The sequence below is a fragment of the Streptomyces lasalocidi genome, from assembly GCF_005280215.1.
Classification (GTDB): Bacteria; Actinomycetota; Actinomycetes; order Streptomycetales; family Streptomycetaceae; genus Streptomyces; species Streptomyces longwoodensis.
The window spans coordinates 2,876,039-2,889,436 of record NZ_SZNQ01000001.1 but is presented as its reverse complement, the minus strand read 5'-3'; the positions used below and the strand labels follow the sequence as shown (position 1 = coordinate 2,889,436).

At 73.1% G+C, this 13,398-nt stretch carries 11 protein-coding genes and 1 pseudogene; 4 read left to right on the top strand and 8 right to left on the bottom strand.

The genetic code is table 11. The features are described 5' to 3' along the window. Nucleotides 1-123 precede the first annotated feature (123 nt). From E4U91_RS12795 to E4U91_RS12785, 3 genes are all read right to left on the bottom strand, one after another. Complete coding sequence (locus tag E4U91_RS12795; RefSeq protein ID WP_137306968.1) at nt 124-924, bottom strand: sugar phosphate isomerase/epimerase family protein; 801 nt, start codon at nt 922-924, stop codon at nt 124-126. 90 nt (nt 925-1,014) lie between these two features. After that, nucleotides 1,015-1,614: a dihydrofolate reductase family protein gene (locus E4U91_RS12790; protein WP_137306967.1), complete on the bottom strand. Its 600-nt coding sequence runs from the start codon at nt 1,612-1,614 to the stop codon at nt 1,015-1,017. Nucleotides 1,615-1,818: 204 nt separating this feature from the next. Continuing rightward, a complete protein-coding gene (locus E4U91_RS12785) occupies nt 1,819-2,886 on the bottom strand; it encodes a LacI family DNA-binding transcriptional regulator (protein WP_137306966.1) in 1,068 nt (355 codons plus the stop codon). Nucleotides 2,887-3,233: 347 nt separating this feature from the next. Between E4U91_RS12785 and E4U91_RS12780 the strand changes: the two genes are divergently transcribed. Genes E4U91_RS12780 through E4U91_RS12770 form a run of 3 tightly spaced genes read left to right on the top strand, consistent with a single transcriptional unit; the run spans nt 3,234 to nt 6,372 of the window. Beyond that, on the top strand, nt 3,234-4,385 hold the full coding sequence (locus E4U91_RS12780; protein WP_137306965.1) for a Gfo/Idh/MocA family protein: 1,152 nt from the start codon (nt 3,234-3,236) through the stop codon (nt 4,383-4,385). Next, entirely contained in the window at nt 4,382-5,533 is a 1,152-nt protein-coding gene (locus E4U91_RS12775; RefSeq protein ID WP_137306964.1) for a dihydrodipicolinate synthase family protein, read from the top strand. The genes E4U91_RS12780 and E4U91_RS12775 overlap by 4 nt, the downstream gene beginning before the upstream one ends. Before the next feature lie 38 nt (nt 5,534-5,571). Next, complete coding sequence (locus E4U91_RS12770; protein ID WP_137310793.1) at nt 5,572-6,372, top strand: sugar phosphate isomerase/epimerase family protein; 801 nt, start codon at nt 5,572-5,574, stop codon at nt 6,370-6,372. Between the two features lie 253 nt (nt 6,373-6,625). On the opposite strand, the gene rbsD is transcribed toward E4U91_RS12770, so the two are convergent. The 5 genes from rbsD to E4U91_RS12745 form a co-directional block, all read right to left on the bottom strand. Further along, nucleotides 6,626-7,015, bottom strand: coding sequence for a D-ribose pyranase (gene rbsD / locus E4U91_RS12765; RefSeq protein WP_137306963.1), 390 nt, complete (start codon nt 7,013-7,015; stop codon nt 6,626-6,628). Beyond that, nucleotides 7,012-7,935 (bottom strand): ribokinase, encoded by a 924-nt coding sequence (locus E4U91_RS12760; RefSeq protein ID WP_137306962.1) that lies wholly within the window; start codon nt 7,933-7,935, stop codon nt 7,012-7,014. The genes rbsD and E4U91_RS12760 overlap by 4 nt, the downstream gene beginning before the upstream one ends. A 126-nt stretch (nt 7,936-8,061) precedes the next feature. Then, a complete protein-coding gene (locus E4U91_RS12755; RefSeq protein ID WP_137306961.1) occupies nt 8,062-10,005 on the bottom strand; it encodes an ABC transporter permease/substrate-binding protein in 1,944 nt (647 codons plus the stop codon). Then, nucleotides 9,995-11,602 carry a sugar ABC transporter ATP-binding protein gene (locus E4U91_RS12750; RefSeq protein WP_137306960.1) on the bottom strand — a complete coding sequence of 536 codons (1,608 nt, stop codon included), beginning with the start codon at nt 11,600-11,602 and terminating at the stop codon, nt 9,995-9,997. Before E4U91_RS12750 ends, E4U91_RS12755 begins: the two co-directional genes overlap by 11 nt. Continuing rightward, entirely contained in the window at nt 11,599-12,627 is a 1,029-nt protein-coding gene (locus tag E4U91_RS12745) for a LacI family DNA-binding transcriptional regulator (protein ID WP_137306959.1), read from the bottom strand. Before E4U91_RS12745 ends, E4U91_RS12750 begins: the two co-directional genes overlap by 4 nt. Nucleotides 12,628-12,915: 288 nt before the next feature. On the opposite strand from E4U91_RS12745, the pseudogene E4U91_RS12735 reads away from it, so the two are divergent. After that, nucleotides 12,916-13,398, top strand: a pseudogene (locus tag E4U91_RS12735) (DUF5753 domain-containing protein); the annotation flags it as partial.

The following is a 13,398-nucleotide window of genomic DNA, read 5'->3' as shown; positions in this document are numbered from 1 at the left end:
GGGGCGGGGGCACGGCGCGGAGGCTAACCCGCGCCGTAGACGCCCCGCCAGTGGATTAGCAGCCGAGGGGCCGACCACGCACAGGTCAACCCGCCTCGCCCCGGCCCCGGACCCCGGCGGTCCTCAGGCCGAGTCGTTGAGCAGCCGGCCCAGGTGCGCGCGTCCCGCCGTGAGCAGGCCGGGCAGCGGCTCGGCGGACTCGTACCAGCGCTTCTCGTACTCCCAGCACAGCCAGCCGTCCCAGCCGTGCCGGGACAGCACCTCCACGCACTCGCCGAGCGGCAGGATGCCCGCGCCGAGCGCCAGGGGAGTGGTGTCGTCGGCCGAGACGATGTCCTTGACCTGGACGTAGCCGAGGTACGGGGAGAGCGCCGCGTAGCTGTCGAGGGGCTGCTCGCCGCCGAGCCAGGTGTGCATCACGTCCCAGAGGGCGCCGACCTGGCGGTGGCCGACCTGGCCGATGATCCGGGTGACGTCGGCGCCGGTGGGGTGCGAGTCGTGGGTCTCCACCAGGACGCGCACACCGAGGTCGGCGGCGTCCCGGGCGACGGTGCCGAGCCGCCGGGCGGCGATCGCGTCGGCCTCGTCGGAGGAGGCGGCGTCCGAACCGCCGGGGAGGACCCGTACGAAGGGGGCGCCCAGGTCGTGGGCCAGCCCGAGCAGCGAACGGATCTCCTCCAGCACCGCTTCGTCGTCGCCGGGCGCGGCCACGCGTGCGTAGCCGGCGAGGCCGAGCAGTTCGACGCCGGCGTCCTTGAACCGGGCGGCCACGTCCTCCCGTTCACCGGTGCCGAGCCCTGGATGGACCGGCTCCTCGGGGTGGGCGCGCAGTTCGACACCGTGGTATCCGTGCGCGGTCGCGAGCCGCAGCACTTCGGGCAGGGGAAGACCGGGAACACCGAGCGTGGAGAAGGCGAACTTCATGCCCCGGACCCTACTCGCGCGGACCGGACGGCGCCGCTCCACACCCACCCCCTGCCCCGGGATCGCGTCACCACACCCGTGCCGGACCGCCTAGTGTTCGGCCCCGGCGGCGCGGTACACGCACACCTCGGCGCCCGTCCCGGCCGTCGTGCAGGACACCAGCTCGAAACCGCGCCGGCCGCCGTCCTCGGGGAAGATCGACTTGCCGCCGCCGAGCACCACGGGCATCCGCATCAGGACGAGTTCGTCCACGAGCCCCGCACCGATCAGCGTGCGCGCGAGGGTGGGGCTGCCCATGACGAGCAGGTCACCGCCCGCACGGCCGCGCAGCTCCCGCAGCCGCGCCACGGCGTCGGCGCCGGGCACCAGCACCGAGTTGTCCCACGCCGGCAGGTCCTCGCCGAGCGTCGCGGACACGACGTACTTGCGGATCGAGTTCATCCGGTCCGCGAACGGGTCCCCGGCCCGCTCGGGCCAGGCCGCGGCCATCGCCGTCCAGGTCCGCCGCCCGAACAGCAGGGCGTCCGCCTTCTGCAACGCGGCGTCGAAGGCACCGCCGACCACCTCCGGGTCGAAGTACGCGTGCGTCCACCCACCGTGCGCGAACCCCCCGTCGGTGTCCTCCTCCGGCGCGCCGGGCGCCTGGACGACCCCGTCGAGACTGATGAACGAACTGATGACGATCCGCATGGGACTCACTCCTGGGGGCTGGGGTGCTGCGCCGTACGGCAGGGGAGACGGCGCCGGAGGTGAAAACTCATCGGGGTGACCGTGAATCAGCCCGTCCGGCGTTTGAGGACGAGGCCCGTCCAGGGCCGGAGCGGGGGTCTGGGGGCGCAGCCCCCAGCACGCCGGCACCAGCCCAGGGCCACCCCATGAAAACGAACGCCCGCACTAACCCCGCGGCACCCCGGAGGACTCCCGCGGCACCCCGGAGGACCCCCGCACCATCAACTCCCCCCGGATCATCGCGATCCCCCCGGGTGGCGGCTCCTCCCGCCCCATCGCGATCCGCCCCGCCCGCGCCCCCGCCTCCGCCAGCGGCAACCGCACCGTCGTCAGCGACGGCACCGCGTCGATGCTGAACGGCAGGTCGTCGAACCCGGCGACCGACACGTCGTCCGGGATGCGCCGTCCCGACTCCCGCAGCGCCGCGCACGCCCCCAGCGCGACGGAGTCGTTCGCGGCGACCACGGCCGTGAGCGTCGGGTCGCGCCGCAGCAGCTCCAGCGTGGCCTCGTAGCCCGCGCGCCGGTCGTAGGGGCCGTGCACGGTCCAGCGCGGGTCCTCCTCGATGCCGGCCGCGGCGAGGGCGGCCCGGTGGCCCTCGAGCCGGTGCCGGGTGGTGGTGCGCTCCTCGGGCCCGGCGATGTAGCCGAGCCGGCGGTGGCCGAGCCGGACGAGGTGCTCGGTGAGTTCGCGGCCGCCGCCGCGGTTGTCGAAGGTCAGCGCGACCGCGTCGGTGTCCGGCGCGGGCGGCCGCCCGCACAGCACGATCCTGGTCCCGGCGGCGGCCAGCTTGCGCAGCTTGGCCGCGACGGCCGCCGCGTGGGGCTGGTCCTCCACGGCGCCGCCGGTGAGCACCACGGCCGCCGCCCGCTGGCGCTGGAGGAGGGTCAGGTAGGTGAGTTCGCGTTCCGGTGACCCGCCGGTGTTGCAGACCACCGCGAGCCGTTCGCCGCCGGCCCGGCCGCCGGGCCCGCCGATCTCGGACTGGATCGCGCCGGCCATGATCCCGAAGAACGGGTCGGCGATGTCGTTGACCAGGATGCCCACCAGGTCGGAGGTGGCCGCGGCGAGGGCGCTGGCGGGGCCGTTGAGCACGTAGTCGAGCTCGTCGACGGCGCGCAGCACCCGTTCGCGGGTGGAGGCGGCCACGGGGTAGTTCCCGTTCAGCACGCGCGACACCGTCGCGGGGGAGACCTGGGCGCGGGCCGCCACGTCCGCAAGGGTCACCGTCATCTCGTCGTCCTCCGGTCGCGCATCTGGTCGTACGGCGTCGAGCGTCGCCGTACGGGTCGTACGGGTCGTACGGATCCCCGAGGGGTGCCCGCAGGTACGTGTACGCCCTCGTAGACAGGCCGCGCGGCGCTCAGGTTCCGCGCGTGTGGAGCAGACCCTACGACCGTCGACCCCCGTTGTTCGCCCGCTCGAACAACTCAGGTCTGGACACGGTCTTGTCCGGACCGCCGTGCAGAGGTTAGCTTCTCCTCGGATAGAAAGCGCTTGCTGTCGTGCTGATCAGGAAGAGGCGTACGCGGCGCGCACGCCTGCGGACGACCGCGTACGACTTCGACGAAGGGACCGACGTGACACGCAAGACGGTGCGGATCGCCATGAACGGCGTGACCGGGCGCATGGGCTACCGCCAGCACCTGGTCCGCTCCCTGCTGGCCCTGCGCGAACAGGGCGGGCTCGCCCTCGGCGACGCCACCGTGCTGTGGCCGGAGCCGGTCCTGGTCGGCCGCCGCGCACCCGCGCTGAAGGCGCTTGCCGAACGGCACGGCCTGGAGCACTGGACCACCGACGTGGACGCGGTCCTCGCCGACCCGGCCGTCGACATCTACTTCGACGCCCAGGTGACCTCGGCCCGCGAGGAGGCGATCAAGCAGGCGATCGCGGCGGGCAAGCACGTCTACACCGAGAAGCCGACCGCCACCGGACTGGACGGCGCCCTGGAGCTGGCCCGGCTCGCCGCGGCGGCCGGCATCAAGCACGGGGTGGTGCAGGACAAGATCTTCCTGCCCGGGCTGCTGAAGCTGAAGCGGCTGATCGACGGCGGCTTCTTTGGGCGGATCCTGTCCGTGCGCGGCGAGTTCGGTTACTGGGTCTTCGAGGGCGACTGGCAGGAGGCCCAGCGCCCGTCGTGGAACTACCGCGCCGAGGACGGCGGGGGCATCGTCGTCGACATGTTCCCCCACTGGGAGTACGTGCTGCACGAGCTGTTCGGCCGGGTGCGGTCCGTGCAGGCCCTCGCCACCACCCACGTCCCGCAGCGCTGGGACGAGAACGGCAAGCCCTACGACGCCACGGCCGACGACGCCGCCTACGGCATCTTCGAGCTGGAGGGCGGCGCGGTCGCCCAGATCAACTCCTCCTGGACGGTGCGGGTCAACCGTGACGAGCTGGTCGAGTTCCAGGTCGACGGCACGGAGGGCTCCGCGGTGGCCGGCCTGCGCACCTGCCGTGCCCAGCACCGCTCGGCAACGCCGAAGCCGGTGTGGAACCCCGACATCCCCGCCACCGAGGTGTTCCGCGACCAGTGGCAGGAGGTCCCGGACAACGGGGAGTTCGACAACGGCTTCAAGGCCCAGTGGGAGCTGTTCCTCAAGCACGTCTACGCCGACGCCCCCTACCACTGGGACCTGCTCGCCGGCGCCCGCGGCGTCCAGCTCGCCGAGCTGGGCCTGAGGTCCTCGGCGGAGGGCCGCCGCCTCGACGTACCGGAGATCCAGCTGTGACGATCCGACTCCCCGACGCCCAAGGCGGGTTGCGGGCCTACGAGCCCCGCGCCGAGCCCTTCGCGGTGACGGCCGGCACCCCCTTCACCTCCCGTACGGTCTTCTCGGCGGCGCACGTCGTGGCGGACCCGTTCGCCGACACCACGCCGGACGGGCCCGCCGCCGTGGACTGGGAGGCGACGCTCGCCTTCCGTCGTCACCTGTGGTCCCACGGGCTGGGCGTCGCCGAGGCGATGGACACCGCGCAGCGCGGCATGGGCCTGGACTGGGCGGGCGCGGCGGAGCTGATCCGCCGCTCGGCGGCCGAGGCGCACTCGGTGGGCGGCCGCATCGCCTGCGGGGTCGGCACCGACCAGCTCACGGCCGGCACCCCGGCCGAGGTACGGGCGGCGTACGAGGAGCAGCTCGCGGTCGTGGAGGAGTCGGGCGCGCAGGCGATCCTGATGGCCTCCCGCGCCCTGTGCGCGGCCGCGTCCGGCCCCGACGACTACCTGGAGGTCTACGGCCACCTCCTGCGCCAGGCCGCCGAGCCGGTGGTCCTGCACTGGCTGGGCCCGATGTTCGACCCCGCGCTGGAGGGTTACTGGGGCGCGTCCGACCTGGACGCGGCGACGGAGGTGTTCCTGGAGGTGATCGCCGCGCACCCGGACAAGGTGGACGGCATCAAGGTGTCGCTGCTGGACGCCGGGCGCGAGGTGGCCCTGCGCCGCCGGCTCCCGGACGGCGTCCGCTGCTACACCGGCGACGACTTCCACTACCCCGAACTGATCGCGGGCGACGAACAGGGCTTCAGCCACGCCCTGCTCGGCATCTTCGACCCGTTGGGCCCGCTGGCGGCGCAGGCGGTACGGGTGCTGGACACGGGGGACGTGACGGGCTTCCGCGCCCTCCTGGACCCCACGGTGGAGCTCTCCCGCCACCTCTTCCGGGCCCCCACGCGCTTCTACAAGACGGGCGTGGTGTTCCTCGCCTGGCTCGCGGGCCACCAGACGCACTTCACGATGGTGGGCGGTCTGCAGTCGGCCCGCTCCCTGCCCCACCTGGCCCGCGCCTACGAACTCGCTGACGGCCTCGGCCTGTTCCCCGACCCGAAGCTCGCGGAGGACCGCATGAAGACCCTCCTCTCCCTCCACGGGGTGGACCGGTGAACGGCGTCGGGGACCTGTCCCGCTTCTCCGTCAACCAGATGACGGTCAAGCAACTGCCCCTGCCCGACCTCGTGGACGCCTGCCTCGACCTGGGCGTCCCCGGGGTGGGCCTGTGGCGCGACCCCGTGCGGTCCTACGGCGTGGAGGCGACGGCCAAGCTGGTGCGCGACGCCGGCCTGGCCGTGACCACCCTCTGCCGGGGCGGCTTCCTCACGGCGACCGACCCGCGGGAGCGGGCGGAAGCGATCGCCGACAACCGCCGGGCGGTGGAGGAGGCGGCGGCCCTCGGCACCCAGGTGCTGGTCCTGGTCTCGGGCGGCCTCCCGGCCGGCTCCAAGGACCTGCACGGCGCCCGCGAACGCATCGCGGACGCGCTGGCCGAGCTGGGCCCGTACGCCGAACAGCACGGCGTGCGCCTGGCGATCGAGCCCCTGCACCCCATGTTCGCCTCGGACCGCTGCGTGGTCTCGACCCTCACCCAGGCCCTCGACCTCGCGGAACGCTTCCCCGCGCACCAGGTGGGCGTCACCGTCGACACCTACCACCTCTGGTGGGACGACACGGCCCCCGCCCAGATCGCCCGCGCGGGCGCCCAGCACCGCATCCACACCTTCCAGGTCGCCGACTGGACCACCCCGCTCCCCGAGGGCGTCCTCAACGGCCGCGGCCAACTCGGCGACGGCGCGATCGACTTCCCCACCTGGAAACACCACGTCGACTCGGCCGGCTACACGGGCCCCATCGAGGTCGAACTCTTCAACGAGACCCTGTGGTCGAGGGACGGCCGCGAGGTACTGAGGGAAACGGCGAAGCGTTTCGTGACCCACGTCCTCACGTGACGACCGCCCCGGCGGACGACGACAATGGCCGTGCGAACGGTCGCGGCACGGGGGCCCCACCCCCACCTGATCATTAACGAACACCCCCGAAAATCTTCGAACCCCGTGCAACCCACCCCCCACCCCCACGTGTCGTACAGGGCATCAGGACTTCTGGAGGGGGATCCGGGGGGATCGCAGGGGGTTCTGATCAGAGGGGGGAACAGGAGGGGCCCGGTCGACGACCGGGCCCCTCCCATCTGTGCGCCGGGGGTCAGAAGAAGACCCCGCAGCGGAGCAGGACGTTGGCGTACGGGCGGGCCTCGCCCGTGCGGACCACCAGGCGGGCGTGGCGCGAGAGGCTCTTCAGGTCGTCGTGGGGGACGTAGGCCAGGGCAGGGAAGTGGCGGGACAACAGGGCCGCCGCGGCCGGGTTGGCCTCGCGCACCTCCGTCGCCGCCGTCGCCCCCTCCACCACCAGTTCCGCCAGCAGCCCCTCCACGACCTCCGCGAACGACGGCACCCCGGCCCGGAAGGCGAGGTCCACCACGCGCGGCCCGTCCGGCACCGGCATGCCCGCGTCGCAGACCAGCACCCCGTCGCCGTGCCCCAGTTCGGCCAGCGCGCCCGCGAGGTGGCGGTTCAGGATCCCCGCCTTCTTCACGCGGCACCGCCTCCCCGCAACGCCTCGACCTCGTCCGCCGTCGGGAACGACTCCTGCGCGCCCCGCCGGGTCACCGCCACCGCCCCGACCCGCGCCGCGTAGGCCGCCGCCTCCGCCAACGACGCCCCCGCGCCCAGCCGCCAGGCCAGCGCCGCCGTGAAGGAGTCGCCCGCGCCCGTGGTGTCCACCGCGTCCACCGCCACCGCGCCGACCCGGACCACACCCTCGGACGACGCCACCAGCGCCCCGCGCGCGCCCAGCGTCACGACCACCGACCGCGGTCCCTTCGCCAGCAGCAGCCGCGCCCAGTCCTCGGGCCCTGACGCCACGTCGTACGCCTCGCCCAGCAGCACCTTCGCCTCGTGCTCGTTGACGATCAGCGGGTCGCAGGCCGCCAGCACCTCGGTGTCCAGCGGCCGCGGCGGCGACGGGTTCAGCACGAACCGCGTGTCCGGCGGCAAGGTCCGTACGACCTCCTCCACCGTCTCCAGGGGGATCTCCAGCTGCGCCGACACCACCCGGGAGGCGTGGAAGAGGCTCGTCGCCGCCCGCACGTCCCGGGGAGCGAGCCGCGCGTTCGCGCCGGGGGAGACCACGATGCTGTTGTCGCCCGACGGGTCGACCGTGATCAGCGCGACGCCGGTCGGCGCCCCGCCCACCAGCACACCCACCGTGTCGACGCCGGCCGCCCGCTGCGACTCCAGCAGCAGCCGGCCGTACGCGTCGTCGCCGATCCGCGCCAGCAGCGCCGTACGGGCACCGAGCCGGGCCGCCGCCACCGCCTGGTTGGCGCCCTTGCCGCCCGGGTGGACGGCCAGGTCGGAGCCGAGCACCGTCTCCCCGGCCCCCGGCCGGCGCTCGACGCCGATCACCAGGTCGGCGTTGGCCGACCCGACGACCAGCAGGTCGTAGTCGTACATGAGAGAACTCCCCTGGAACCTGGAACCCTGAAGAAGCGGACCGGGCGGACGGCCCCCGCGAGGGTGACCGCCCGCCCACTCACCTGTGTCGGCTCACCTGTCGGCTCACCTGTCGGCTCACCTGCGTCAGCCGTGGAAGCCGGCCACGTTCTCCTTCGTGACCACCTTCACCGGCACCTTCACCGTCGCCGGCACGTCCTTGCCGTCGAGCGCCCGCAGCGCGTTGTCCACGGCGATCCGGCCCAGCTGGGACGGCTGCTGCGCCACCGACGCGTACAGCGTGCCCTGTTCGACGGCCTTGAGGCCGTCCGGGGTTCCGTCGAAGCCGACGACCTGCACCGACTTCCCCGCCTTCGTCCCGAGCGCCTTGATCGCGCCGAGCGCCATCTCGTCGTTCGCGGCGATCACGCCCTGCACGTCCGGGTGGGCCTGGAGCAGGTTCGACATCACGTCGAGGCCCTTGGTGCGGTCGAAGTCGGCGGGCTGCTGGGCCACCACCTGGATGCCCGGGTAGGCCTTCAGGCCCTTGGCGAAGCCCTCGGCGCGCTCCCGGGCGGCGGAGGTGCCGGCCTGCCCCTGGAGGATCACGATCCTGCCGTTACCGCCCAGCTTCTCCGCGACGGTCTTGGCGGCCAGTTCGCCGCCGGCCACGTTGTCCGACGCCACCAGCGCGTTCACGTCCGCCTTGTTGACGCCGCGGTCGACCGCGATGACGGGGATCTTCGCCTTGTCGGCCGCCCGCACGGACGGGCCCGCCGCGTCGGAGTCCACCGGGTTGACGATGATCGCGCCCAGGCCGGAACTGGTGAAGTTCTGCAGTTGGTTGGCCTGCTGCGAGGCGTCGTTCTGGGCGTCGGTGACCGTCAGGTCCACGCCCCGCTTCTTCGCCTCGGCCTGGGCGCCGGAGCGGATCTGCACGAAGAACGGGTTGTTCAGCGTCGACAGCGACAGTCCGACCTTCGGGTTCGCCGACGACGAGGAGCCGCCGTGCAGGAAGGACGTCGCCCCGACGATCGCCACCGTGACGACCGCGGCCAGCGCGTACGTCGCCGTCTGCCGGCCCTTGCCGCCGGGGCTGTGCGTGGGCGTGGCGCCCGCCTTGCGGCGCACCGTGTCGAGCAGCACCGCCAGCGCGATGACCACGCCGATCACGACCTGCTGCCAGAACGCGGACACCGACAGCAGGTTGAGGCCGTTGCGCAGCACCGCGAGGATCAGCGCGCCGATCAGCGTGCCGGACGCCTTGCCGGTGCCGCCCGCCAGGGAGGCGCCGCCGATGACGACGGCGGCGATGGCGTCGAGTTCGTAGCCGTCGGCGGCCTGCGGCTGCGCGGACGACAGCCGCGCGGCGAGCACGATGCCCGCGGCGGCCGCGAACACGCCGGACAGGGCGTAGATCGCGAGCTTCTGCTTCTTCACCCGCAGCCCGGACAGCCGCGCGGCCTCCTCGTTGCCGCCGATGGCGTACATCGACCGGCCGATGTAGGTGCGGCCGAGCACGAAGGCCGCGATCAGACCCATGACCACCATGACCAGCACCGGTACCGGCAGCCAGCCGCCGAGCGTGTCGCCGAGGTGGGAGACGGAGTCGGGGAAGGCGATCGGGGAGCCCTCGGAGATCACCAGCGACAGGCCGCGGCCCACCGACAGCATGGCGAGCGTCGCGATGAACGGCGGCAGCTTGCCGTACGCGATGAGGAAACCGTTCACCAGCCCGCACACGATGCCCGTGGCCAGCGCCAGCACGACGGCGAGGACGACCGGCACGCCGCGCGAGGTGGCGCTCCAGGCGAGGACGGTGGCCGACAGGGCCGCCACCGAGCCGACCGACAGGTCGATGCCCGCGGAGACGATCACGAAGGTCACGCCGAAGGCGAGGATGGCGGTCACGGCCGCCTGGACACCGACGTTGAGCAGGTTGTCGGTGGTGAGGAAGTCGCCCGACAGCGCCGACATGGCGATGACGAGGACGATCAGCGCGGTGAGGGCGCCGTTGTCGAGCAGCAGGCGGCGCACGGCCGCGGCGCCGCCGGCGCCCGTGGTGCCGCCCTTGAGCGTGTCAGTGGCCACGAGCGGCCTCCTTGTCGGTCGGGTCGGTCGGGTCGGTCGGGTCGATCGAATCGGTCGGGTCGGTGGACCCGGTCGGGTCGGCGGGGTCGGCGGGGGTGTCGGTGGCGCTGGCGGAGCCGACGGCGAGGGCCATCACGGAGTCCTGGGTGGCCTCGTCGGCGGACAGCTCGCCCGCGATGCGGCCCTGGGCCATCACCAGCACCCGGTCGCTCATGCCGAGCACCTCCGGCAGGTCGCTGGAGACCATCAGCACCGCGGCGCCGACGGCCGTCAGCCGGTTGACCAGCTGGTAGATCTCGACCTTGGCGCCGACGTCGATGCCGCGCGTCGGCTCGTCGAGGATCAGCACCCGGGTGTCGGCCAGCAGCCACTTGCCGATGACGACCTTCTGCTGGTTGCCGCCGGACAGGGTGCGCACCTGCTGGCCGAGGCCCGCCATGCGCACGCCGAGCTGGCGCGCGATGCGCTCCGCGGCCTCGTGCTGTCCCTTGCGGTCGACGAGCCCCGCGCGCGTGGCGGCCCGCAGGGTGACCAGGCCGAGGTTCTCCTCGACGGTCTGGTCCAGCACCAGCCCCTGGCCCTTGCGGTCCTCGGGCACCAGCCCGACCCCGGCCGCCAGGGCCGCGTTCACGTCGTGCCGGCGCAGGGCCCGGCCCTCGACGTGCACGGCGCCCCGGTCGTACGGGTCGGCGCCGAAGACCGCGCGGACCACCTCGGTGCGCCCGGCGCCGACCAGTCCGGCGATGCCGACGACCTCACCGGCGTGCACCTGGAAGCTGACGTCGTGGAAGACGCCGTCCCGGGTGAGGCCCTCGACGGTGAGCAGCGCGGGGCCCCGGTCGGGCCGTTCGCGCGGGTACTGCTGCTCGATCGAGCGGCCGACCATGAGCCGGACCAGCTCGTCCTCGGGCGTGGAGGCGGGCACCTGCCCGACGCTGCGGCCGTCGCGGATGACGGTGACGCGGTCGCCGAGGGCGGCGATCTCCTCCAGGTGGTGGGTGATGAAGACGATGCCCACGCCGTCCGCGCGCAGGGTGCGCACGATCGCGAAGAGCTTGTCGACCTCCTCGGAGGTCAGCACGGCGGTCGGCTCGTCCATGATGAGCACGCGCGCGTCCAGGCTCAGTGCCTTGGCGATCTCCACCATCTGGAGCCGGGCGATGCCGAGTTCCCGCACGCGTGCGCGGGGCGACACGGTGAGGCCGACCCGCCGCAGCAGCACCTCGGCGTCGGCTTCCATGCGCTTGCGGTCGATCATGCCGAGGCGGCGCGGCTGGCGGCCCAGGAAGATGTTCTCGGCGACCGTCAGGTCGGGCACCAGGTTGAACTCCTGGTAGATGGTGGCGATGCCGAGGCGCTCGGCGTCCTGCGCGCCGTGGATGCGCACCTCCCGGCCGTCGGCCAGGATGCGGCCGGCGTCGGGGCGGTAGGCGCCGGAGAGCATCTTGATCAGGGTGCTCTTGCCGGCCCCGTTCTCACCGAGCAGCACGTGCACCTCGCCGCGGCGCAGGTCGAAGTCGACGCCGTCGAGCGCGACCACGCCGGGGAAGGTCTTCCGCAGGCCCTCGATGCGCAGCAACTCGTCCGGGTTGCTCACGACTGGCTCCTGTTCGTTGCGGTCGGGGTGACCGGCGGTTCGCCGCACGAACGCCGTACGACGAGCCGGGCGGGCAGGGTGACGGACGCGCCGGGCCGGCCCTCGATGCGGTCGACGAGCGCCCGTACGGCGGCCCGGCCCAGCTCGTCGGTCGGCTGGGCGACGGCCGTGACCGGCGGGTCGGTGTGCACGAACCACCGGATGTCGTCGAACGCGGCCAGCGCCAGGTCGTCCGGCACGCGCAGCCCACGCGCGCGTACGGCGTCCAGGGCGCCGAGGGCCATCAGGTTGTCGGCCGCGAAGACGACCTCGGGCGGCTCGGGCAGGTCGAGGAAGCCCTCGGTGACCCGCCGGCCGCTCTCGGCCTGGAAGTCGCCCTGGCCGATGTAGGCGTCGGGCAGGGGGAGCCCGTGCTCGGCGAGCGCCGCGCGGAACGCCTCGACGCGCTCGCTGCCGGTGGTGGTGGCCGCCGGTCCCGCGATGATGGCGAGCCTGCGGTGGCCGAGGCCGTACAGGTGGGCGACGAGGTCGCGCACGGCCGCGCGGCCGTCGGCGCGCACGACGGGCACGTCCACGCCGGGGATCCAGCGGTCGACGAACACCATCGGCGTGCCCGCGCGCGCGGCGTCCAGCATCAGCGGGGAGCCGCCGTCGGTGGGGGAGACGAGCAGCCCGTCGATACGCCGGTCCAGCAGCGTCCGCACGTGGTGGTCCTGGAGGTCGGGCCGCTCGTCGGCGTTGCCGATGATCACGCTGTAGCCGAGCGCGCGGGCCTCTTCCTCGACCGCGCGGGCCAGCTCGGTGAAGTAGGGGTTCAGCACGTCGCTGATGACCAGGCCGAGGGTGCGGGTCTGGTCGGTGCGCAGCGACCGGGCGACCGCGTTGGGGCGGTAGCCCAGCGCCCGGACGGCGGTCAGCACGCGCGTGCGTGCGTCCTCGCTGACCGACGGATGGTCGTTCAGGACCCGCGACACCGTGGCGACGGACACCCCCGCCTCGGCGGCGACGTCCTTGATGCTCGCCATCGCCCCACCACCTCCTCGTGGCTCGAACGGCACGCCATGGAATCGATTACATCGGCGCGTACGGAGGATTGGAATCGATTACACGCCGGTTAATCAACCCCTCAACCAGATGTCGAGACCGGATCGTGACCCGGCAGGCGGGGGTCGAGCTGACACCAGACGTATTTCCCCCGGGCCCCGAACCGGGCTGACGGCTGCCAGCCCCAGAGGTCCGCGCAGGCCGTGACGAGTCCCAGTCCCCGGCCGTCCTCCTGGAGCAGGTTCCGGTCCTGCCCTTGGTCCAGCGGCTACGTGCCGGGCCTGTTGCAGACGGAGGACTACGCGCGGGCGGTCTTCTCCTCAAGGGTGCCGGAACTGACCGGGGAGGAGCTGGAACTCCGCGTACGCCACCGGCTGCACCGGCAGCGGCTCACCGTCCCGTACGACGTGGTGATCCACGAAGCGGCCCTGCGCATCCGGGTGAGCGACCGCGCGGCTGCCAGGGCGCAACTCGCCAGGATCCTGGAGGCTTCGGAGACGGACCACGTCAGCGTCCGCGTCGTCCCGTTCGACCTGGACGGCTTCGCCGGTGCCGCGAGCGCCATGACGTACGCGGGCGGCGCCGTGCCGAAGCTGGACACCGTCGTACGCGACGGTCCACATGGTGCTGCGTTCATCGACTCCGCAGCCCAACTCGGGGCTTGTCGAACGCTCTTCCGTAAGGTTGAGGCCGCGTCGCTCGACCCCGAGCGCTCGCGCGACTTCATCAACCGGCTGGCGAAGGAGCTGTGA